Annotated in this window: 16 protein-coding genes; 5 read left to right on the top strand and 11 right to left on the bottom strand. The window is 50.5% G+C overall.

The features are described 5' to 3' along the window. Positions 1-16: 16 nt before the first annotated feature. On the bottom strand, positions 17-931 hold the full coding sequence (locus BKD14_RS03810) for a LysR family transcriptional regulator (RefSeq protein WP_075654774.1): 915 nt from the start codon (positions 929-931) through the stop codon (positions 17-19). Positions 932-1,042: 111 nt separating this feature from the next. On the opposite strand from BKD14_RS03810, the gene BKD14_RS03805 reads away from it, so the two are divergent. Together BKD14_RS03805 and BKD14_RS03800 are read left to right on the top strand one after the other, a co-directional pair. Continuing rightward, positions 1,043-1,678, top strand: coding sequence for an SDR family oxidoreductase (locus tag BKD14_RS03805; RefSeq protein WP_075654329.1), 636 nt, complete (start codon positions 1,043-1,045; stop codon positions 1,676-1,678). 49 nt (positions 1,679-1,727) lie between these two features. Continuing rightward, positions 1,728-2,654, top strand: a complete 927-nt coding sequence (locus BKD14_RS03800; RefSeq protein WP_075654328.1) for an alpha/beta hydrolase — start codon at positions 1,728-1,730, stop codon at positions 2,652-2,654. 151 nt (positions 2,655-2,805) lie between these two features. Here the strand turns inward: BKD14_RS03800 and BKD14_RS03795 are convergent, their stop codons facing one another. Genes BKD14_RS03795 through BKD14_RS03785 form a run of 3 tightly spaced genes read right to left on the bottom strand, consistent with a single transcriptional unit; the run spans position 2,806 to position 14,663 of the window. Next, entirely contained in the window at positions 2,806-6,567 is a 3,762-nt protein-coding gene (locus BKD14_RS03795) for a TonB-dependent receptor (protein ID WP_139316320.1), read from the bottom strand. After that, positions 6,564-13,745 (bottom strand): SdrD B-like domain-containing protein, encoded by a 7,182-nt coding sequence (locus BKD14_RS03790; protein ID WP_075654327.1) that lies wholly within the window; start codon positions 13,743-13,745, stop codon positions 6,564-6,566. Before BKD14_RS03790 ends, BKD14_RS03795 begins: the two co-directional genes overlap by 4 nt. A gap of 21 nt (positions 13,746-13,766) precedes the next feature. Continuing rightward, entirely contained in the window at positions 13,767-14,663 is an 897-nt protein-coding gene (locus BKD14_RS03785) for a DUF11 domain-containing protein (RefSeq protein ID WP_075654326.1), read from the bottom strand. A gap of 292 nt (positions 14,664-14,955) precedes the next feature. Between BKD14_RS03785 and BKD14_RS03780 the strand changes: the two genes are divergently transcribed. Next, entirely contained in the window at positions 14,956-15,135 is a 180-nt protein-coding gene (locus BKD14_RS03780) for a hypothetical protein (RefSeq protein ID WP_075654325.1), read from the top strand. An 83-nt stretch (positions 15,136-15,218) separates the two neighbouring features. Here the strand turns inward: BKD14_RS03780 and BKD14_RS03775 are convergent, their stop codons facing one another. The 7 genes from BKD14_RS03775 to BKD14_RS03745 all read right to left on the bottom strand — a co-directional run bounded on the left by BKD14_RS03775 (position 15,219) and on the right by BKD14_RS03745 (position 21,704). After that, positions 15,219-15,677 carry a hypothetical protein gene (locus tag BKD14_RS03775; protein ID WP_075654324.1) on the bottom strand — a complete coding sequence of 153 codons (459 nt, stop codon included), beginning with the start codon at positions 15,675-15,677 and terminating at the stop codon, positions 15,219-15,221. A 2-nt stretch (positions 15,678-15,679) separates the two neighbouring features. Further along, a complete protein-coding gene (locus BKD14_RS03770) occupies positions 15,680-16,786 on the bottom strand; it encodes an agmatine deiminase family protein (RefSeq protein WP_175576053.1) in 1,107 nt (368 codons plus the stop codon). 196 nt (positions 16,787-16,982) lie between these two features. Further along, complete coding sequence (locus BKD14_RS03765; RefSeq protein ID WP_139316319.1) at positions 16,983-17,285, bottom strand: hypothetical protein; 303 nt, start codon at positions 17,283-17,285, stop codon at positions 16,983-16,985. Positions 17,286-17,357: 72 nt separating this feature from the next. Next, entirely contained in the window at positions 17,358-19,037 is a 1,680-nt protein-coding gene (locus BKD14_RS03760; RefSeq protein WP_075654322.1) for an ABC transporter ATP-binding protein, read from the bottom strand. After that, positions 19,034-19,915 carry an ABC transporter permease gene (locus BKD14_RS03755; protein WP_022711036.1) on the bottom strand — a complete coding sequence of 294 codons (882 nt, stop codon included), beginning with the start codon at positions 19,913-19,915 and terminating at the stop codon, positions 19,034-19,036. Before BKD14_RS03755 ends, BKD14_RS03760 begins: the two co-directional genes overlap by 4 nt. Further along, positions 19,915-20,889: an ABC transporter permease gene (locus BKD14_RS03750; RefSeq protein WP_022711035.1), complete on the bottom strand. Its 975-nt coding sequence runs from the start codon at positions 20,887-20,889 to the stop codon at positions 19,915-19,917. Before BKD14_RS03750 ends, BKD14_RS03755 begins: the two co-directional genes overlap by 1 nt. A gap of 107 nt (positions 20,890-20,996) precedes the next feature. Then, positions 20,997-21,704, bottom strand: coding sequence for a creatininase family protein (locus tag BKD14_RS03745; RefSeq protein WP_075654321.1), 708 nt, complete (start codon positions 21,702-21,704; stop codon positions 20,997-20,999). Positions 21,705-21,889: 185 nt separating this feature from the next. Between BKD14_RS03745 and BKD14_RS03740 the strand changes: the two genes are divergently transcribed. After that, the gene (locus tag BKD14_RS03740) at positions 21,890-22,474 is read left to right on the top strand and encodes a winged helix DNA-binding protein (RefSeq protein WP_075654320.1); all 585 of its coding nucleotides are present in this window, start codon (positions 21,890-21,892) and stop codon (positions 22,472-22,474) included. Positions 22,475-22,497: 23 nt separating this feature from the next. Then, on the top strand, positions 22,498-24,075 hold the full coding sequence (locus BKD14_RS03735; RefSeq protein WP_075654319.1) for an ABC transporter substrate-binding protein: 1,578 nt from the start codon (positions 22,498-22,500) through the stop codon (positions 24,073-24,075). Positions 24,076-24,081: the final 6 nt, after the last annotated feature.

Genomic DNA, 24,081 nt, shown 5'->3' with positions numbered 1-24,081 from the left:
GCTCAATCATATTGCTCTATCGCTCCATTTGCCGCCGCTTCTCAACCAAAAAATCAACGAAAACGCGCAGTTTTGCAGGCATCTGATCCCGTGAGGGAACATAGAGGTTGAAACCATCAAAGGGCGGACACCAATCTTCCATCACGCGCACCAAAGCGCCGGATGCAAGATGCTGGCTGACTGCAAAGTCCAGATGCATCACCAGACCTATTCCCTGAAGCGCAGCATTCAGCATGACATCATCATTATTCGTGGCGAATGTTCCGGCAGGCTGAAACAGCCTTTCCTCCCCTGTAAGCGGATCGGTCAATTCCCAGCGGAATACAGCTCCGCTACCCGACAGACGAAAACCGAGGCAATTGTGCTGTGTCAGATCCCTGAACACTCTCGGCGGAGGATTAGCTGCAAAATAAGCAGGTGAACCAACCACGGCAAGAGAAACCTGCGGAGTGACCGGCACTGCAATCATCGTGTCTGTCACACTTTCACGCAGGCGAATACCCGCGTCACAGCCTTCCCGAATAATGTCACCTAACCCGTCATCGACAAATAACTCAACGCGAACCTCAGGATACCGGCGGGCGAACTCTCCGAGATACGGCTCAATAAAATGATGCGTGACAACCCGCGGTGCGTTCAGCCGGATTTCACCGCTTGGCTTTTCGCGTGCCTCACCGACAGCGACGACCGCATGTGATATCATTGCAAGACCCGGCTCGATCTGGGAAAGTAATTTCCGGCCGTCATCTGTCAGCGATACCGAACGTGTCGACCGGTTAAGCAGACGAACGCCGAGCTGCTGCTCTAACATTCTGATCGTTTGCGACAAAGCCGATGGCGAAATACCGATACGCCCGGCCGCACGGGTATAGTTCCCTTCGCGGGCAACCTCCGCAAAGGCAGCAAGAGCAGGCAGAAGATTACGGTCCATTATATGCTCATTATGAATTACAGCTTCAAACTGATTGAAGGATGCCCCCATTTTTCCGTTAGGTCGAGTGGATTATGTTAAATTCATGAAATGAATATACGGAGCAGAATAATGAAGAAAATTGCAATCCTTGGCGCAAGCGGTCAGATCGCACAGCATGTGATTGATATGCTGGCAGAACGCGGCGACACAGAGATGACGCTGTTTCTTCGCGATGTGAGGAAGCTTGGTCGGGATATTCCTGACAATGCCCGCGTGATTGAGGGCGATGTTCACGACACTGCCAAGCTGAGAGATGCCGTGAGCGGTCAGGATGTCGTTTATGCGAACCTTGCCGGAGATGTCGATGCGCAAGCTGCAGCCATTATCACCGTCATGAAAGATGCCGGTTCGCGGAAGCTGATTTTCTGCACAACGCTTGGCATTTATGACGAAGTACCCGGCAAATTCGGTGCGTGGAACAACCGGGAAATCGGTGAATATTTACCGCCATATCGCAAGGCTGCCGATCTCGTGGAGGCATCAGGTCTGGATTATGCCGTCCTGCGCCCTGCCTGGCTGACCGATGCAGACGAAGTCATCTACGAAACAACTGAGCGCCACGAGCCTTTTAAAGGCACGGAGATCTCACGCAAAAGCGTGGCAGCCTTGGTCGTAAAACTAGCCGAAACGACCGGTGTACTTGGCAACCGCAATATCGGCATTAACAAGCCCAATACCGGTGATGACAAACCTGCCTTCATGTAAACCGGCCAGTGAGAATGTCACTCGCCTCCGGAATTAAGGAGATCACATCATGGAAACCGTGAAAATCCGCAATCACGATATGTATTGGGATATCGCTGCCGATATCCACTTCCCGCCGCATTTCGACAAAACGAAGAAATATCCGGCCATCATCAGCGCACATCCGATCGGAAGCTGCAAAGAACAAACCTCGGGCAATGTCTATGGCGCAGCGCTGGCCAAAGAAGGCTTTGTTGTCATCGCCTTTGATGCAAGCTTTCAGGGTGCCAGCGGCGGCGAACCGCGCTTTATCGAAGACCCGACACTGCGTGTCGAAGATTTCCGCCATGTTACCGATTATCTGGTGACGCTTCCTTATGTCGACGAAGAACGCATTGGTGTACTCGGCATTTGTGGCGGCGGCGGCTATTCAATCAATGCTGCAATGACTGAGCGCCGCATCAAGGCGGTTGGCACCGTCACCGGCGCGAATTATGGCCGTCTGATGCGCGGTAATTTCACTGCCCTCAATCCGATCGCCGCGCTGGAAGCAATGGCCAGACAGCGTACAGCTGAAGCGCGCGGCGCAGAGCTTCATGTTGACAATCTGCTTGCCAATTCTGTTGAGGAAGCCCGCGCTGCAGGCATCACTGATCGCGATCCGCTGGAGGCAACTGATTATTACCGCACACCACGTGGTCAAAAGCCCAACGGTCTGAACCGCTCGCTCCTGTCGCATCAGGCAGCAGCAGTGGGCTGGGACGCCTTTCATCTGGCGGAAGTACTCCTGACGCAGCCGCTTTGCATTGTGGTCGGTGATAAGGTCGGCGCATTCGGCGCCTATCGCGACGGCTGCGAGATTATTGAACGCGCGGCCTCCAAACAAAAGGAGCTTGTGGTTCTCGAAGGCTGGTCGCATTACGACCTGTATGACAAGGAAGAACCGGTCAGACTGGCACTCGCCAAGCTCGTTCCGTTCTACAAGAAAAATCTCTAAGCACGCTCAGGCGGCTTCTAACGTCACAATCCTGATGAATGTTACAATCCGTGCTCAGCAATATAAATCCTTGGAATTTTGAAAAATACCGCAGAAACAATACGGGCAGCTTTCGCTGCCCGTATTGTTATTATCCGTATAGTGATCCGGCTCAGAACTTGCCGATAAAATTCACAAACATGCCACGGTCATCAAGGCTCAGGTCACGCAGATCATCCGAAAAGCGGCCGAAATTATAACCGGCACCAACTTTGAAATTCTCGCCCACATGACGATAAACCGCTGCCAGCGCGCCAAAATCGGTAGTTTTGGCTTCCGGCATATGCATCACACGACCTTCAAGCAGCAGATCCCACTTTTTAACAACATGCAGATCGGCACGGATAACACCCAGATGGGCGGATGAACGCTGCCAGTCCTTGTCAAATTTATGATCATTTTCTGCCGGACGGTATTTCACGTCACCAATACGGAAACCGTATTTGGCACCGACTGAAAGCCACGGCACCAGATCATAAGTAAAGTCTGCCGACAGAATATGGCTGCGCTGTGCAGGCGCATAACGATAGTTGGAAACACCGCTGCCCAGCTGACCATTGCCCGGCATGTCATAGAGCCAGCTATATTTGAACAGCGCGTTCAGGCGGTCATTTTCCACCGGACGATAGGCATAACCGAATGAGGCTTCGACATAATCCGTGTTCTGGAACGAAGTGACATCCGATTTCGTATCCGAGAGAACCGCATCCACACTGACCAGTGCACGCCAGTCCGGATTGGTTTTCCATGAATAGGCACCGGCCAACAGATAAGTGTTCTGGTCACGGGTATGATCGTCTGAGCGCTCGACACGCACTTCACCGCGCAAACGACCGGTAATGCCGCGCTCCTCGTCCTTATAGCCGATGGCCAGCGACGGCGCATAACGGTCAAAGTCAGAATATTCAACGCCAGAGGAATTTGTGGTGTTGTCGCGAACACGGCCACCTTCAAAACCACCGTCAAATGTCCAGACATTATCCGGCGTATAGACCACACCATAAGTGTGTGTCAGCGCGCTGCGAACACCAAACAAGTCATAATTGCCTTCCGAATAGGCCGAAAGCACATCATTCATACGGCGCTTCACACCGCCGACAATGGCACCCTTATCACGGCCGATCAGATCATAGCTGCGATTGAGATCAAAGGCTCTGTCCGGATCAAGACGGTAACCGACATAATAATGGTCGTCGGCATTCGGATCATAGGTCAGAGCGGCCAGACCGCCGAGACCATTGGTGCCGTAGGAGATCTCTGCCTGCGTGCCGATTGTATCGGTCAGTTTCAGTTCTGTACCAACACCGATACGATCATTACGTTTGATATCACCGGAGCGACCGGCTGTTACCTGCCCGAAGACATAGTAAAGGTGATCGTCGTCCTGACGGTAATCAATACGCACACCTGTATCAACGCGGGAACCGTCATAGCCGGTTTTGCCTGAGTGGATCGCTGTCGGTGACATCAGTTCGGTGTAAGTCACACCAAATGACACTTTCCAGTATTCGTCAATCTCATGGCTGACGGAGGTCTTGCCTTCACGCTTGATCTGACCGTCGGCATCCCAGAAATCATCATAGATGTGCTTCAGGCGAGTTTTGTCCGTCACATCCAGATCGGCATGGGCACCCCAGAGACGCTTATCGACGCTGGTATTGTCGAAAAGACTGGAGAAACCGGCTTCTTTTTCTTCATAATAGCCGCCGATTTTACCCTGTACGCCGTCTTCCTGAATATCGGCCAGATCAACCTGACCTTTCAGGCGCCATGCCAAAGCGGTACGACCTTTATTGCCTGTAGCAAGGGTGTTGCTATTGGTCAGACCACCATCGGTGGAACGGGTAAAGCCAAAGCCCTGCCCGTCAGAACCGGCCACTTCCCCCTCGATGAAAGTGGTGTCGGAATGGCGCACACGAATATCAACGCCGCCGGCCTTCTGATCGGCAGTGCCGGTAGTTTCCTGATAACCGGTCACCCCCACACGCACATTGTCATTCAGCCATTGCTGGCCACGGCCACCAAGGCTGTAGCCGTCGAGATCACCGGCAACCGGTTCAAACTCATATTGTGCCAGCACATAGGTTTTGTTGCCGCCCAATGCGCCGTCACGCACCGGATCGGATGTGCCGGCAGAGGATGAAAGCGGACGGTTGAGGATCAGCACGCCCTGCATATAATCAAAGCGGTAATCTTCTCCGGCTCTGAGTGTGCGGCGCTCAATAACGCGACCGGTTACTGAATCGCGGAACTCAACCGTAATGGTTTCAGAACCTTCAACAATATTCTGGCGGCGCATGAAATAAGCCGAACCACCGGTTGCCAGATATTCCTCATATTGCGGCAATGTATCCGGCTGGGCAGCATATAAATCAACTTCGGTTTTACGCTCGCCAAAGCTTGTTGTTTCTTCCGAACGGTAAACGCCCTGCGCACCATAAAGCGCACGGTCAGAGCGCATGAACTCTGTGCCGGTGATGCGGGTTTTGAAATTACCCCATACTGCACGGCTGTCACCATGCTCTAAACGGACGTAGAATTTACCATTGGTCGGTGCATCTTCCACAAAAGTGGAATCGTCACCATAGACCGGATAATAATCATCCGGATCGAGCTTGCGCAGCAGATGACGCGGGTTCTGCTTCCCGAAATTACGGAACATGTTATCGAGTTCGTCATCGGTTGTGTCAGCAGCAGCTGTCAGCAGATACTCGCCTTTGATTTTACCTTTAAGATAAAATGCCAGACGGCCATTGGTGGTGGTGCTGTCATATTCACCCGGACGCACAGCTTCAATACCGCTGTCGCCGTTGCGCTTGCGTAGCGTAATGTCGGCCAAACCGACATAGAACCAGTCATTATCCGGAATAGTGATATCGCGGTTAAAGGCCAGACCGTCGCCCTTCAACCCGTCATTAATGCCGACATCAATATCGTGATCGCCGGGACGCAAAATGCGCTGCACTACGAATTTCTGCTGGCCGTCAACCGGAATGGTTTCGCCAAAAGCTTTGACCTTATAGCCATCCGGTACATTGGTGCCATGAACTGTTACCGCACCGCCCTGCACACGAATATTGCGGAGTGCAGTTCTGTCTTCGCCCATACCCGGTGCAACAGCTTCCGCACGATCGCCCAGAATGTCTTTCTTTTCGCTACGGCGCAAAGTCAGCGCTTCGGTTTCGTCAAACCGGCCTTTTTCATCATAAACACGCAGCACATAGGCATATTCACGCTCATCGGCTTGTGCCGGCATCACCCATTGCGCTTTGGCATTGGTTTTCACCGGTACAACAGCCACAGGCTTATCAACCGATTTGCCGTCACCGATTGCGAAAATGCGGATTTCCGAACGCTCAATAAAAGCCGGATAGTTGGTGGTTGCCAGAAACTCGACAGTTTCATTGGCACTGTAGCTGCGACGCACCGGAATGGTGGAAACATTGAGGATCGGTGACGCATCCAGACCATCAAATTTGATCTGAATATCAACGCTGCTCAAGTCCACATCGGTTTTGCGCTCACGATCAATCTGACGTGGTGTTTGAGCTGTTGGTTTCGAGGCACTGGTTTCAACCGTATCACCATCCACACTGATCATGAACGGAATATTGCCCGCATCGGCAGCAATACCTTTTTCGGTATTTTCGCCGATGGTCAGATGGCGCAGTGAGCTGTCATCCGACATTTTACCGCGCAGGTCTGAGCCTTCAGTGGTTTCAGTCTTGGTTTGCGCCAAGACTGAAACGGTTGAGAAATGGCCTGCCATCAGTGCGGAACTGGCCAGAAGAGCGAGGCGGGAGAAAGAACCGAGTTTGAACTGAGACATTTTCATAACCTTAAATTGCGTGGCGGTTTTCACTGAGCGGCTCATTTGCTCACCTCCACGCGTGTCTCGATTTCAAGCGGGTAGTTATCTCCTTTGCGCTTCCACAGATCACCGATCTGCTTGCGAACATGTTTCATACGCTGTTTGGCCAATGACTGTTCGTTGCCTGTCATTTTGTAGCTCAGACGCAGAACCGAGATTTCCTGTTTCAGGACTTCCACGAGTTGCGGCAGGTTGTCAGCCCACTGCTTTTTCAGCTCGACGCGGTTTGCTTCAAAAGCTGCATCCTGAAGGTCAAGACGAACAACACGGCTGATCGATGCACCAAAGTTCAGCTTGGTCATTTTACCGGCTGTTAGACGGACAACACGCGGGTTTTCAGTCGTCAGACGGTAGCCTGTCGGCAGTGTGCGGGTATCAAGCTTCATGATGAAGTTGGAACCGATGCGCTGATCCGGCATCGCCGCACAAGGCACATGGAAACGACCATATTCGTCCGTTGTGATCAGCCAACCCTTAACGGTTGCAACACGCACACCGGCCAGACCTTTTTCGCCTTCGTCCTGATAACCATTGCGGTTCTTGTCATCAAAGACAGTGCCGATAATTTCACCACAGTCGAAAACAGGTTCAGACATGATCTCGACAATCGCCTGTGCATCAGGTGCAACCGGCTTGCCGTCCTTGTCCGTTACGGTGGCAATATTGATGTGCTTGCCGGGACCTGCCGAACTCAGAACCAGCAGTTCAAGACGGATCTCGATCGTGCTGTTTGCGCCCATCGGCTGTCTATCAAAGCTGAGACGACGACCACTGATCTCCGGTTCAGTTTTTTCACCATTTACAGTAGCCGTTCCTTCAACATAGCGGAAACCGGAAGGCATAGTATCGATGATATTCAGCAAACCTACATTGCTCGACGAAGTGTTCTCGACCTTAATGATGTAAGGTACGCGATCACCACGACGAACCTGATGTAACAATGCCTGTTTGGTAATTGTTACCAAAGACGGTTCTGTGGCAGGCAGATTGACTTTTGCCGGATCTTCCTCGGATTCATATGGCTTACCGTTACGCTGCTCACCTTTGGCAAAAGCGGTATTGGTCACCATATCCGGAATACCGGCCGCTGCATCAATATCCGCCTGTGACAGCACATAAGTGGCCGTAAAAGTCTGGTGATCGTTTGGCTTCAATGTCACTGATGTAGGTGTAATGGCAGACAGTTTATTGGTGCCGCGCTGACCAGCAAAAAGCGGACCTTCATCCTGCACAGTCACATTGTTGAGCAGCGCATTACCGACATTCTTTACCTCGAAACTATATTCAATGGTTTCGCCAACTTCAGGATAGCCATTACCGTTAGCATCATTCCAATAACCGCTTTTCTTAATCGTCAATTCAGGCAGCGGAGGCATAACCGGCACAATGGTCGGCTCATCTGTATCCACTGTCGGGCCTGAAGGATCTTCAATGTCTTTCGGCGTGGTCGGATCGCCATAGGTACCCTTCACTGTTGCCTGATTAACAACCTTTTCGGCATCAATATCCGCTTCAGTAATGGCGTAAGTGGCTGTGAATACCTGCTGCTCACCCGGCTGCATTGTGCCAATGGTGAAGCTGTTTGGTGTGATACCTGCCAATGGATCATTCAGAACCACATTATTCAGCACCATATTACCGGTATTATGGACAGTGAATGTATATTCAATTTCCTGTCCGGCTTCTGCCGGTTCGGTCAGTTTGGAGTTCGCTTCCTTGACGACAGCAATACCCGGCTTCTGCTCCAGCGGAACTTTAATTTCCTCTGAAACATCCGGTGTTACCGGTTTCTTGGTCTTATCGGCAGGGTCAACATAGTCACCGGTAACAGTGGCCTGATTGACGACTTCACCTTTTTCAATATCGGCTTGTGTGACTTTATAAGTCGCTGTCAGCGTGACCGCATTCGCATCCCCCGGCAACAATGTCGCAATGGTGAAAGGCATATCCGGCACGAGACCAACAAGCGGATCTTCCACAATGACATTGGTCAGTGTCAGATTGCCTGTATTGGTGACGAGGAAGGAATAGGTGATAACTTCCCCCACCTGTGTCGGTGAAGAGAAAGCATGGGTTTCCGATTTGACAATCGTCACCGATGCCGAAGTTTCCAGCTCAACGATGGTTTCATCGTCATTCGTCAGATCAGTACCGGAAATATCCGTCACATCATCCGGCATACCGTTTACACTTGAGCCGAATACCTGTGCCGTGTTGGCAAAAGTACCTGCATCAATATCAGACTGTTTCAATGCATAGGTTGCAGTGAACGCATCCGTGTTAACTTCACCAGGCTCTAACGGACCAGTCCAACCGGACTGATTGATGACCTGCACATCGGTAACCAAATCAACAATGCGGATCTTTTCCAGAGTCACATTGCCGGTATTGTGAACAGCAAAGTTGAACTTGATAACGTCACCAGCCTTAGCAGGCTTCGGCAATGAAGACGCTTCCAGTGTTTTGATAAGCTTGATCGAAGGATCACGATCCAGTGGTGTATCGGTGCTGCTGTCATCCGTCACCGGTGTCTTGTCACCGTGCTCAGGAACACCCTTAACGTCGGCGGTGTTTTCAACCTTACCGGCATTAATATCGGCAACCTTCAGCTTATAAGTACCGTAAACAACAGTCTGAACTTCCGCGTCATTGTCTTTAGCAGCGTTGACCGGCTGCAAAGTCAATGTTTCCAGACGTGTCAGATCAGCAGCATCAATAACAACACCCTCGAGATGATCGGTCAGAACCAAACCATTGAGCGCGACGTTACCGGTATTGCGGATGGTAAAGCTGTAGCGAAGTTCATCCCCGATCTTTGCCGGATTGCTCAGACCATCAAGAATAGCCACCTTCTCAAGGCTGATCGAAGGCTTATGTGCAAGCGGCGTTACAACTTCATTAGAATCCACCGGCGGTTGCGGGCCAGTCGGGTCTTCAAAATCAGCGTTGGCAGTGTTGACCACCTGACCATCATTCAGATGGTTCTGCTGGATTGGTGCTTTAACCGTAAATGTACCACTTTCACCCGGTGCCAATGAAGCAAGAGATGCCGGTGCGATAACTGCACCCACAAGCGGATCGCTGACTTTGATATTATAGAGAGTGACATTGCCCTCGTTGGTCGCTGTCACGGTCCATTCCAGCATATCACCGGCATAGGCTGGTTCCGGCACAACCGAGCTTAATGCCTTTAAAAGCGTCAGCTTCGGATCACGGTAAGTCGGAACTTCTACTTCTGAAGGCGGTGTGATGATCTTCTTGTCATCCGGCCCATAAGTACCGGTGGCCAGTGCTTTATTGACAACTTTACCGGCATTAATATCCTGCAATTTCAGCAGATAATAAGCCTCAACAGTCTTTGTTTCTTTCGGTGCAAGTGTACCGATATTAAAGGCACCGCTATCCACCACACCAGCCAATTCATCCGTAATCACGACATTGTTCAATGTCGTGTTACCGGTATTGGTGACTATGAACTCATAGGTGATCTTGTCACCAACAATTGACGGGGTTTTAACCTCTGACTGCTTCAGCTTTTTCTCAAAAGTCAGAGCAGGTTCACTCAATGGCAGGTCAAATTTATCTGTTGAAGTAACCGTTTGCGGTGTGCCGCTAAAGTCACCCCAAGTCCCTTCAGTCCTCGCTGTATTTTCCAGCGTACCATTATCAATATCTGTCTGTTTGACGACATAGGTCGCTTTAAAGGCCGTATCATTACTGGCGCCAACGGCGAGTTCTGCAATCTTTGTATTCGCAGTCCAGACCAGACCAGTTTTCGGATCGGTTACAACCACATTAAACAGCGGTGTTTTACCGGTATTGGTAACTTTGAATGTATATTCAATCACGTCACCGGCTGTAATCTCACCAGTTCCGCCAATGCGTGCACCGGTTTTTTCCAGCTTAATCGCTGCTTCCGGCACAATATTAACGGTGGTCGGCACGTTCCGGTTCGGATAGTTTTCACCACCGGCTCTGTTATCTGACTTGTCCGCAATGCCGGTTTTATCGGAATATTCACCGACTGCTGTAACGTCGGCCTGATTGGTCAGAACAAGCGGATTCGCTTTCCATGGTTTATCAGGATTAACCCGCACGACTACAGTGGCAATCAGCGTTGCATTCGGCTGCAGCACGGCATTACCAACGATCAGCGTATTGGTTGCACCATCAAAAGCAGACGACAAAGTGCCGCTGTTCGTGCTGACGGATGTAACCTTGTAGAACCCTGGCTGCGGAACATCGTCCGCTGATGGAGAACCAAAATTCTGTGCGCCACCATTCAGAACATCCGTCAGCGTGATGTCTTTCAACGGTTCCTGACTGAGGTTTTTGGCCGTGAATGTATATGTGACAGTATAAGTACCATCACCCGCTGAAACAGGTGCATTGGCTACCTTGCTCAGGCCAACCGAAGGCGTGACGTGGAGTGTGAAGTTATTTTCAACACTCTTGGAATCTTTTTCAATGACAACCGAACCAAGGGTTGTGTTGTTCACTGATGAGGTCTTGCTACTATTATAATCATTGATACCAGGCACAGAAACACCGGTTTGGTATTTGCTGCTGTTCGGCACATTGCTGTAGCTGACCTGATATTCACCGGCAGGAACGCCTGTGAAATTATAATTACCATTGCTATCCGTGATTACTGTAAAAGTAAGCTTCTCATTATCATGCTGAGCTTTACCAGTCAGAGTAACGGTCACACCGTCGACGCCGGTATCCATACCAGTATTGAAATCAGCTTTTTCGTTGAAATCGACGAAGATTTTACCGCTTACCGAACCACCGAGAACAGTTTTAACACTATCGCTAGATGTATTATTCGCTGAGTTTTTGTCGAAAGATTTTGTCGTGACAGAAGCGGCATTGGTCATTGCCTCTGCTTTAAGATCCGTGATCTTTGTGGTGAGCTCAATGACCGTTTTTTCTGCGGGCTCCATATCACCGAGTTCACATCTGATCAGACGTGTATCGACAACACCGAGACATGAACCACTCTTGCCGCTGACAATACGTGGCTCTTTAGTCAGCACCATACCTTCCGGCAAAGTGTCTGTGAGAATAACTTCTTCAGCAACTTCGAGGCCGTCACCTGACAGACTTTCAACCGTAAGCGTCCAGGTAAAACTTTGACGCAGGTCAACAACCGGCTCGTTGGCTTTTTTGACAACGCTGACATCGGACTTCACACGAACAGTGGTTGTTTCATCATCCGCATTATTAGCCGGATTACGGTCATAGTTTTTCGCTGTTTCGTCAGAAGTTATTACAACTTTGTTCTGATAAGTGCCGCGTACCAAAGACTTCATTTGGACTTTGAATTGCACTTCAGTACCGGCTTTAAGCACCGGAATAGAACAAGTAAGCGTACCGCCTGCCTGACCAGCATTCACATTTGCTGGTAAACAGGTAAGGCCTGCCGACTGACCTTCTACTTTATCATAGGAAAAACCGAACGCCGGAAATGTATCAACAATATTGACATTATACGCATCCGACGGGCCATCATTTTTGGCTACAATCAGATAAGTTGTATTGGTGCCTTTTTCGACCGGATCATGTTGCTTGCCATCAACCGTATCGGTTTTGGTTACCAAAAGATCAAGCGCAGGCGCATGAATTTCCACCAAAACGCTGGCAGCATTATTGGTCTTGTCTGTTTCGTCAGTCGTGGTGCTGACCGTTGCATTATTGACAAGCTCATCTCCAACCTGACCGGTCGAAGGCTTAACTTCAATAGCCACTTCTTTCTGGGTGCCGTTTTCGAGACACGCCCATGTACAGGTGATGGTGTTATTGGCGGAAGTGACGACCTCACCTTCCTTGAGGCTTGTCGAACAGATTGCGCCATTTTCGGTAATACCAACGAAACGAACACCAACTGGCAACTTATCTTCAATAACAACATTGTCCGCACCACTCAGACCATTATCATTGACACGGGCAGCAATAGTATAAACCAGCCCCTGACCTGCGGCTGCACCAAGCGCCTGTGACGGGCTGGATTTCAGAACAGTAACATCCGTTACCGGTGCAACAGTGTAATCAACAAAGGAAGAGTTATTGTTCTGATTTGCATCCGGAACTTTCGTGGAGAAAACATGCGCCGTATTGCGCTGCGTGCCTTCTTTACCCGCAAAAGCACTAATTTTAACAATAGGGCAATCTTTACCCGACACACAAACCGGCAAGGTTGCAATGTCGCATTTCAAATTGACATGATAGGCACCGCTCGGCGGTGCCGTGCACACCATGCCGCTTGCACTGCCCTTCTGCACATCAAGGGTAACAACTGCCTTATCGCCCAGTGCGCCTGCAACAATATTCTCAATACGATCATCCATGACAACCGAAGTTGCCACTGCGTCACCATGATTGATGATTTCGATAGCAAACTCGATTTTTTCACCGGCTTTTACAGCCGATTTGCCGAGGACGGACTTTTTGACTTCCAGATCAGCCAGAGTTTTGTCGTCTTCGGAACCCGCATTACCGCCAACATGAACTGTATTATTTGTTAAATCGACGTCTGTAATATTATCCGGCAGCGAAACGGTCATACCGTTGTTAAATGTGCCGCTTTTGGTCATTTTGACCTTCAGCCTGATCGAGGTGGTATAGGCACCAACGCCAAACGGATTATCTTTTGTGTACTGGTTTGTTTTACAAACAACATCGGCCTCACCCGGGACAGAAGCCGGAGTACAAGACCAACCATCAGGCGTATCTGCCGATACCATCATCATGCCCTCAGGCAGATGATCTGTTATCGTCAGCTCGCCAGCGAAAGCGGCATTTCCAATATTGCTGCTTCTGAGAACATATTCATATTCTTGACCAACGATGAGCAAACCATGCTCAGGGCCGGATTTGTGCGCCTTTAAATCAATCGCCGGATCAACAATGCTCGCGCCGCCGTCATCAGTGGTGTTGTTACCAATATAATCAGGGTCTTCATTTTTAGACGTTATTGTCGCTTCATTGGTAACAGGCGCACCTGCTCCCTTACCGTCATGGGTTGCCTTAACAGCTGTAGTATTAATTTTGATCGGCGTCTTATACTGGCTGCCAGCGGATCTGGTATATTCACACACCACTTCTCTGCCGGTTAAAGCACAAGCCCAACCGGTGCTGGCCAGATTTCCGAAACCTACAAGCTCATAATTTTCCGGCAAAACATCTTTGATAACCGCCTGTTAAGGCTCATCACCGGCAAATTGTGGCGTCAATGTGAATTCAACCGGAGAACCGGTTAGGAGAAGACCTTGCGGGGAGCGCACCTTGCTCAGACTCACATCCGTACCGGCAAGAACCTTCATATTTGCAAGTGCTTTATTATTTTCAACGTCCGGATCGAGTGGTGAGTTTGCAATCACCTCAGCCGCAATCAGAATGTTAGAACTGTTTCCGACTGTTACCTGTCCGGAAAAATCAAAATCCAGAGACTGGCCTGGCTCAATTTCCTGTTTGATTTCACAAGTGACAATATTGCCCGACAATGTGCAGCCATTTTTCATCGGCTGGTCCATCACAATACCTGCAGGGACAGGGAAGGTAAGTATTGAACCCTTTGACGGATACGGGCCTTCATTTTTAACAGTCGCGGTAAAGTTAACTTTGCCACCGCCCTTAACTTCAGCAGGAGCATTCAATGTCAGGGCTAAGTCAGCGCCTTTGTTAACAGTAATGCTGCGGTTCTGTTCAGCGCCGTTCTTGGCAATTTTACCATTAAAAACGACAACGCCCTCTTTCTGAGGGCTCAAACGGATGTTAGCGGTTACGCTTTCCTGCGGCTGAAGTATACGCACTTCACAGGTAATTATCGCATCGTTAGTCAGCTCTACACCAATGGCTGGCATTGGGGCGCAACCGCTGAAAACGTCCTTATCAACATCAAGGCCGTAAAACTTAACCGATGCAGGGATCGTAAATGCAACGCTCGTCGGCGTGGTCGGGAAATTATCACTGTTATTTACAGTCGCAGCAAACTCAATCTCAGTACCGGCCGCCAGCGGACTTTGTTTGTCAGCATTAATATTGAGTGTCCAGCCTGTTACGCTTTGCGCATAAACGCCAGACAGAGAGTTGAACATGGCAAAATCGCCATGATAAACACTGTAAATAACCGTTTCATTTCGTCCCTAAAACCTATGCTTACACATCGGTCGGGACATAAAAGAAAGCGCTGCTCACCCGTGTTTAACAAAAACACAAGCGCGCAGAATCAATTACCCGCGAACTGAAAGTTCGCGGGTAATTAAAACATATTCGATTAGGCCCCCACCTTGATGAGGGGCACTACATGATTCGAAATAGTTAACCAATAATTAATTGATATTTTTGAATAATTTTTCCATAACGTGACTCTTAAACACAAAAACAACGATGGAAAATATTCTTCAAGGTTATTCAATAAGACAAAAAACGAGCCTGAATGAAGGTTCTGTTGCATGGGAGATTGATCTCGTAAAAAACACAGTCATCCGTGACAAACGCATGGTTGGCGAGAAAGACAGCGGGACCTGCAAACCTATATCCGCCGAGCAAAGCGGCTTTGAAGAATAACAGACAGTACACTGCTGGTTGAAACCACCTGCTCAATCCCCACAATGCTGGCAGGGCGTAAACCGCCCTCCCCGCATATAGTTTTAAGGGTTACTGTTTTGCGAGCAAGTATTCTCAGGCTTGCAGACAAGTCCCGTCTGCGCCAGCAGATCAGCCACCCCGTCACGGGCTCCCAGCCCCTCGGGATCGCAAAGATATTCCATGTGATCACTCAAATATCCGGCCATCGGTGCACGCCAGTCCGGTGAAGTTTCGACCATCTGCTCAGTCGTATAAAGCAGATATTCGACATATGCCCCGTAAGCGGTGAGTTCTGTTTTTTTGCTGATCGAGCAATAATCAGCACGCGCCAGTTCTGGCTTTTGCACCGTCAGGTTCAGAAATTCTCGATATATTTCGCGCGCGGTCTGATCCCGCTGTATCAGATCGGCCTGACCGACCTGATACGGAATAATAATCAGTGCTGAAAGCGCGGCAAAGGCCGTAGCAATTCCGCCCAAAGCGGCCAAGGGTTCAGTATTGCGCCGTAACCAGTTCCACATATTCAGACCTTGGGTTGTTCATGAGTTGCACAATGGATACCACCGCCAACCTCCCCTACCGGATCGATATTTAATGTAACAATCTCGCGGCCGGGATATAATTTGCCAAGTATAGCAGCAGCCTGTTCGTCAGCCTCACGGTCTCCGAACTCAGCAGCAATCACCCCACCGTTACAAACATAATAATTTACATAAGAAGACACAAAATCGCGGCTCTTCGAACGAATATCGTATGGCTCCGGCAAAATAACCATGTCCAGTTTACGCCCTTCGGCATCAGTCGCTGCGGCCAGAATGTCATGCGTCTCGAAGGAGGCAACCGACCATGGGTCTTCAGGGTCAATTTCATCGCCCATCTGGATCAGCAACTGTCCCGGCTTAACGAAACGGGCAAGTGCATCAATATGATAATCGGTAATATCTGCACCAATAATTCCGGGTGCCCAGATCATCTTGCGCGCACCCATCGTATCCAACAGCATCTTCTCAATTTCAGCTTTGCTGCCTCGATTGCGATTGGCATTGACGAAGCTGCTTTCATGAGCGATCAGCGTGCCGTGGCCATCGGTTTCAACGCCGCCCGCTTCCCCGACCAATCCTGCATCAAAAACCTGCAAGCCTAATCGTTCGGCTATCTGTGCAGCGATCTTACAGTCTGCGCTGTGGGTCTGCTTGTTTCCCCAACCATTAAAATTGAACTGTGTGACGGCCAGTCCACCTTTTCCATTGACGACAAATGAAGGGCCGGAATCGCGACACCATAAATCGTCAGTCGGAATGTCCCATAGCTCTACTTTCTGCGATACCAGCTTGCGAACAGCACCGTGATGCTTTGCGGCAGCCAGCATCACAACCGGCTCAAACTCTGCGATCGTATTGGCGATTTTCGCAATCGTTTTCTGAATATCATCAAGAAAATCAGGATCATCATAGACAACAGGATTAACCGGCCACTGCATGAAAGTGCGCTCATGCGGTTCTGTTTCTTCCGGATACCAAAATCCCGCAGCACGCGCTGATGTACCTTCCGCCTGCCCCCGACGCGCTTGCATCGACAGACCAACGGCAGCGGCGGCAGCACCCAGTAAAGTTTGACGGCGTGTCATCATCTTATCACCATGAAAATAAAAAGGAAAATCGATATTTTAGAATGTATTTACATAAAGTAGAGCACCCTTAAGCGCTGTCAACGGATGTTGAACACATTCACGCATAGTGCAGGGATATTTTTTGACACTCTGTCCTGTTCAATGCCGCATTATTGGCGAGAGATGACGCGGTGACGGTTAAAAGCACATCATATTTTTACGTCAGATTGTCGTGATAAAACAGCAACGAGGCAATGAATGTCAAAGCACCGATCATAGCCAGAATAACAAGCCGGCGTGCTGTAACCGGCTTTTTTACGCATTGGCTGGCAATCAGCAGAATGACTGACCAGAGACAAGTAAAAAGCAGCAGGCACAGCGCATAGACAAATCCGGACAGGTCATATCCGCCACCGCCAATCGACGGATATTGCGGTGGTACAGGATTGAGCAACAGATTTAAAAAAGCTGTGACAAGTATAAAGAATGCCAGAAGACTGAAAAACACTGTATTTCTCAATAGCATCCCCTTATTCCAGATATTCAACGCGGCTGTATGACCGCGTTGAATATACTCGCAGGTATCACACGTCTAGGCCAGCTTCGGAATGGCATCCAGCAGCATCTTTGTATAAGGCTGCTGCGGGGCTTCAAAGATTGTCTCAGCCATACCTTCTTCAACAATCTTGCCGTGATGCATAACGATAATGCGGTCACAGAGGTGGCGCACAACGGACAGATCGTGGCTGATGAACAGCAATGTCAGGTTCAATTCTTTGCGCAACCGCAGGAGCAAATTGAGAATTTGTGCCTGTATGGACACATCAAGTGAAGCCACCGGCTCATCGCAGATAATCACTTCCGGTTTCATCGCCAAAGCACGGGCAATGGCAATGCGCTGCCGCTGACCGCCGGAAAACTGATGCGGATAACGGTCTGCAAAAGCCGGATCAAGGCTTACCGCTTTCAGCCAATGGGCTACATAGGCACGGGCTTCGCTTTTTGTGGTCAGACCATGGGCAATGGGGCCTTCAGCAATGGACTGGCCGATGGTGCGGCGCGGATCAAGCGACGCAAACGGATCCTGAAAGATCATCTGGATTTTAGTCGTCAGTTTGCGTCCGTGTACATGGTCAGACATGACAGGCTGGCCGGATAGACGGATCTCCCCCTCAGTCGGCTGATAAATCCCGCAAACCATGCGGCCGAGCGTTGATTTACCGGATCCGGATTCTCCGACCAGTCCCAGCGCCTCCCCTCGGGCGATGGTCAGATTGACATGATTGACGGCGATAACCGGTTTACGAGGTTTTAGCAGGCCGATTTTCTGGCCAAGTCTGCCCCAAAAATCACTTTTCCACTCGAAGCGTTTGACCGCATTTCGCACGGTTACAAAGTCCGGTACGGATTCAGTTGCCGGTGCAGCATCACTGAAAGAGACTTCTTCTTCATCCGTCGGTTTACCCAGCATTTGTCCCGGTTTGGAACGGGATGGCAGGGCATCCAGCAGACCTTGTGTATAAGGATGGCTCGGTGATTTCAGCACTTCGGAAGCCGGGCCGGTCTCAACAATCTTGCCCGATTTCATCACGGCGATGCGTTTTGAAATTGAGGCGACAGTTGCCAGATCATGGCTGATCCAGATCATCGAAATGCCAAGCTCGGCGACCAGTGCTTTCACCTCGGTCAGAATTTCCGCCTGTACGGATACGTCAAGTGCTGTAGTCGGCTCATCCGCAATCACGACTTTCGGATTGTGCAGCAGCGCAATCGCAATTGCCACGCGCTGGCGCATACCACCGGAAAACTGATGCGGATAGAAATCAACCTTATGCTCCGGATCAACAATGCGCATACGGCGAAGCGCTTCCACACAACGCGTGCGGGCATCGCTGTCCGAAATACTTTCATGCGCGCGCAATGCCAGTGTCATCTGGTCGAGAACGGTCAGCACTGGATTGAGTGTCATCATCGGATCCTGAAAGACCATCGAGATTTCACGGCCGCGTAATTTACGTAACTCGCTTTCACTCAGGCCGACAAGTTCACGGCCTTCCAGCTTGACGGAGCCTTGCACGATGCGTCCCGGCTGGTCGATCAGACCGATCAGAGAAAAACCAGTGATGGATTTACCGGAACCGGATTCCCCGACCAGCCCCAGAATTTCCCCGCGGTCGAGATAGAAAGAAACACCATCGACAGATTTGACGGTAGCAGCACGGGTTTCGAAATGCGTATGCAGATCAGTAACTTCAAGAAGATGAGCTGTCATTTGTTCAACCTCGGATTAAGCTGGTCGCGGATCTGATCGCCAACGAGATTGATCGCCATGATGAGAATGATCAGTGCAATGCCCGGATAGATCGAAATCCAGTAGCGGCCGGACAGCAGATATTGAAAACCGTTGGAAATGAGCATGCCAAGAGATGGTTCTGTTGGCGGCAGGCCAACACCCAAAAAGGACAGGGTCGCTTCCAGCGAAATTGCCGAAGCGACCTGTACTGTTGCCACAACAATCAGCGGTGGCATAGCATTGGGCAGGATATGACGGGTCACAATGAACCAGCCGCTCATCGGCACAGACAGTGCCGCCTCGACATAGTCTTTATGGCGTTCAGCAGAGGCTGCACCATGAGCGGTACGCACAAAATAGGCATATTGTGAAAAGACCAGAGCGATAATCAGCTGGCTTTTGCCCTGTCCGAGAAGTGCTGCCACCACAAAGGCCAGCAGAATAGCCGGAAAGGAGAGCTGCAGGTCGATGACGCGCATGATGAAGGCTTCAAAACGACCGCCGACATAGGCTGCCGTTGAGCCGACCAATGCGCCAATGGCAAAGGCAATCGCACCGGCGAGCAGGCCCATTTCCAGCGAAATGCGCAAGCCGTAAAGAATGGCGGAGAAGAGATCGCGCCCCTGTCCGTCGGTTCCCAGAATATGGGTGTAACCGCCCTGACCGATATAACCGGGTGCACGGCGTCCGTCCCGCAGCACAAGGCTGGAAAGATCGTAAGGATCCTGCGGTGCAATCAGCGGTGCGAAGACGGCCAGTAAAATGATGAGGAGCACTATAAAAGCGGCAACCATAGGCACCGGATGGCGTTTGAATTCTGACCAGAATTGTAATGATCTGCTGTTGAGCAATGACATTATTTGCCACCTCCCTGACGCATGCGCGGATCAAGCACAGCATAGGACAGATCCACAATCAGATTAATCGTGATGAAAAGCAGGGAAACCAGCATCAGATAGGCCACCATTACCGGTCGGTCGAGTGAGGTGATACTGTCAATGATCAGCTTGCCAAGACCCGGCCATGAATAGATCGTCTCCGTAACAACGGCAAAAGCAACGGTTGAGCCAAGCTCCAGACCAAAGACGGTCACAAGCGGAATAGAGATCAGGCGCAGCACATGACGGCGCAGAATTGTGCGCTCGTTAATACCGGCGGCACGGGCAAATTTAATCGTGTCAGTCAGCATGATTTCACGCGTGCCGGACGCTGCCAGACGGATCATCAGCGACAGTTTGAACAGTGAGAGATTAATGGCGGGCAGTGCCAGATGATGAAGACCGTCAAGCGTCAGGAAGCTGACAGGAACACCGAGCACGGAAATTGTGGCACCGCGTCCGCCCGCAGGCATAATGCCAAGCTGCACGGCAAAGACCATAATCAGCATCAGCCCGATCCAGAAAGTCGGAACAGAAAAGCCGAGAATAGACAGTGCCATAATAATTTTGGAGGCCCAGCTATCCGGCTTGTAACCTGCATAAATACCAAGCGGAATACCGATGAGACTGGCCATGAACACAGCAGTCAGCGCCAGTTCGGCAGTCGCAGGCAGGCGTGATGCAATCAACTCAGAGACAGGCATATTATAGACGAAGGAGCGCCCCAAATCGCCATGAAGCAGATTGCTCATGAATTGCAGATATTGCTGCCATACCGGCAGGTCCAGCCCGTATTGGGCGATCACCCTGTCACGGATTTCCTGTGTCGCATCCGGTGAGATCAGTACATCGACAGGATTGCCGATGACAAAGACCCCCATAAACACCAATAGCGACATGACAAGCATCACCAATGCTGCCTGCCATAAGCGTCTGACAATAAATGCAATCATCAGCTATGCTCCCCCAAAAGCGGATAGTGGACAGTTTCCTCCCGCCGTATCCGCTTAACTATTTCTAATGCCGGACGGGATTTCTCCTGTCCGGAAATTTATGATTATCAGTGCCAGCCGTTTTCCAGTTCAAAGCGGGTTTCACGCACAGCAACATCCCAGATCGCCAGCATGTCAGCATCCGGGCGTTCAAAAAGACCGTGATAATTGCCTTCGCAGCTCTCTAACAGCGCACGTTTGCGACCGGCGTCAACGCGTGCCATAGCGCCGAAATCAATGCGCTCTACCGCATGTTCCGGTTGCTTAACGTCTGCAAGACGTGTCCAAGGGAAGTTTTCCATCCATGAGGCGTGGGAAGCACGGCTGTCGATTTCCAGTACCTTGCCCATGGTTTGTGGTGCGCGCCACCAATCGTGCATTTTGACGCTGGCATCGCGGTTGCGGTTCAGCCACTCAGACACAACAGTACCGGCAGGCGCATTGCCGCCATGTCCGTTGACGATCAGGATACGGCGGAAACCGGCGCGGTAGATACTGTCGAGAATATCTTCAATCACGCCGATATAGGTGCGCAGGCTCAGGGATACTGTGCCCGGAAAATCGGCAAAGCTGGATGCAAGCCCATAAGGGAGCACGGGAAATACTGGCACACCCAGCGGCTCTGCGGCATCAAGCGATACTTTTTCAGCCAGGATCATATCAGTGCCAAGGCTGATGCGGGCATGTTGCTCAACGCTGCCGATCGGCAGGATGCAGCGGTGGTCCTGTTTGACGCGCTCTTCAACCTGCGCCCAGTGCATGGCGTTAATATGCATGTGAAATTCCTCTCATTTCGAATGTGTTCCCGAGTCTGCGCTCATGGGTTTCTGAAAACTATTATCCATGAAAATATTTCGCATACAAGTTCCAATTGGAACAAAAATTACGTTTGACATCCTTAAAACAAGCTATATCTTGTTCTGAATGGAACTTAATTGCTAAACTGTCACGGGGAGAAGTGATGGAGGAACGCGTAGCAATCGCTCTGTTAGAGGGGCGCGCAGGGCGTAGCGAGGCGGCGGACAGCCGCATCAGCGAAAGCGATATTCTGCATACAAAATTATGGGAAAATCCGTGCTGGCTGTCCTTTCGGATCAACTATCTGGCACTGGTTTATAACAATCCGATCTACGGGTTGATCGGTACTGATCATGATCTGCTGCGGCCGGAATTTGTGGTGCTGTATTCGCTGTTTCTGCGCGACCGCACGACTTTGTCCGAAGTGGTTGCCGGTTCCGGTTTTCCGAAAAACACACTGAGCCGCGCCACCAAAAAGCTGACGCGCCTGAAACTGGTGCAACGCGAGGATGACAGTGATGACCTGCGCCGTGTGGTGCTGTGCCTGACCGATGAAGGGCGCGCCATTGTTGAAGCGAAAATGACGCCGATGCTGGAGCGGGAACGCCTGATGCTGGAAACACTTAGCCCTGCTGAGCGCATGATGCTTTCGGAATTGCTGACCAAACTGGTGATCGCCTCCCGCGAATGGCCGGAAACAATTGCCTCCGATCTACCGGAGCGTGATGAAGAGTTTGAACAAGACTAATAAATGGGGACTGGACTATTCACATGAAAAAAACACTGCATGCTTTAATGCTTGGCACAACATTGCTTTTTAGCGCTGGACAGGTTTTTGCCGCCGATCTGGTCATGGCAATTAAAGCCGGCCCTGCCTCAATGGACCCGCATTTTACGGCGACCGCTGCCAATGCCGAAGCGACGAAACATATTTTCGATACGCTGATCCGCTCAGGCAACAATCTTGAGCTTGAACCGTCGCTGGCCGTGAGCTGGCAGGCACTTGATGATACGACATGGGAATTCAAACTGCGCGAAGGTGTGAAGTTCCATGACAGTTCGGATTTTACAGCGGAAGATGTTAAATTCTCCATCGAGCGTATTCCGCATGTAACAGGACCAAATCCGGCAACGATTTTTGTGCGCCGTGTTAAATCGGTAGAAGTGGTTGATCCGCTGACTGTGCGCGTGACCACAAATTCTGCAGCACCGACTTTGCCGAATGATTTTATCCGCCTGTTTATCACTTCACACAAAGCAGCAGCTGCCTATTCAACACAGGAAACCGCTGCGGAAGGCTTCAATACCGGTAAAGCCACGATCGGCACCGGCCCTTATAAATTCGTTTCATGGGCACCGACACAGGATCTGGTTCTGGAGCGTTTCGACGGTTACTGGGGCGGTGCACAGCCGTGGGATCGCGTTATCCGCAAGGAAATTCCGAATGATGCTGCCCGTGTTGCTCAGCTCAAAGCCGGTCAGGTTGATGTTATTTCCAAAGTGCCGGCCTCGGATGTGCCTGTTCTTGAACAGGATTCATCGCTGACGGTTGTCAAAAACGAGAGTATCTATATCAGCTATCTCGAATTTGATTTCCGCGAAAAAAGCCCGATGGTATTTGCCAAGGATGGCAGCAAGCTGGATAAAAACCCGTTGCTTGATCCGCGTGTGCGAGAAGCTTTTGATCTGGCGATTGATCGCGAGACTATTGTCGAATTCGCTCTGGAAGGCATGGCAGCCGTACCGACACAATTGGTGACCTCCAATATTTTCGGCTATGACAAGTCGTTGCAGGCACCGGAATTCAACATTAATCGTGCAAAAGAGCTCCTCACAGAAGCCGGTTATCCGGATGGTTTCAAAATTACACTGAGCTATTCGAATGACCGTATGCCGAATGAGCTGGGACCTACCGTCGCCCAGATGCTGGCTGCAATCGGCATTACTGCGGATGTAAATGGCGTTCCGGCGGCGGTGTTTAACCCTGCGAAAACCCGTGGCGAGTATTCGCTCTATATGGCAAGCTGGGGCACATTGACCGGCGAGGCTAACTATATGCTGTCATCGCTGATGCATTCCAATGAACCGGCAAAATCGCTGGGTGCGTTTAACGTGCGCGGCTATGCCAATCCGGAAATGGACAAGCTGATTGAAGATGCAGCGGCAGCGATGGATGCAGATGAGCGCCGTACATTGCTTGAAAAGGCGAATAATCTGGTGGCAACAGACCGTCCTGATCTGCCGCTGGCGATCCAGCTCAGTGCATGGGCTGTGAAGAAGGACAAGGTGGAGCTGACACCGCGCGCTGATGAAGACACGCTGGCGATGAATATCAAACCAGTAAAATAAATGAAT

This window comes from Pseudochrobactrum sp. B5, assembly GCF_001939785.1.
Taxonomy (GTDB): Bacteria; Pseudomonadota; Alphaproteobacteria; order Rhizobiales; family Rhizobiaceae; genus Pseudochrobactrum; species Pseudochrobactrum saccharolyticum.
The sequence above is the reverse complement of the archived record's forward strand: the minus strand, read 5'-3'. Positions and strand labels throughout refer to the sequence as shown.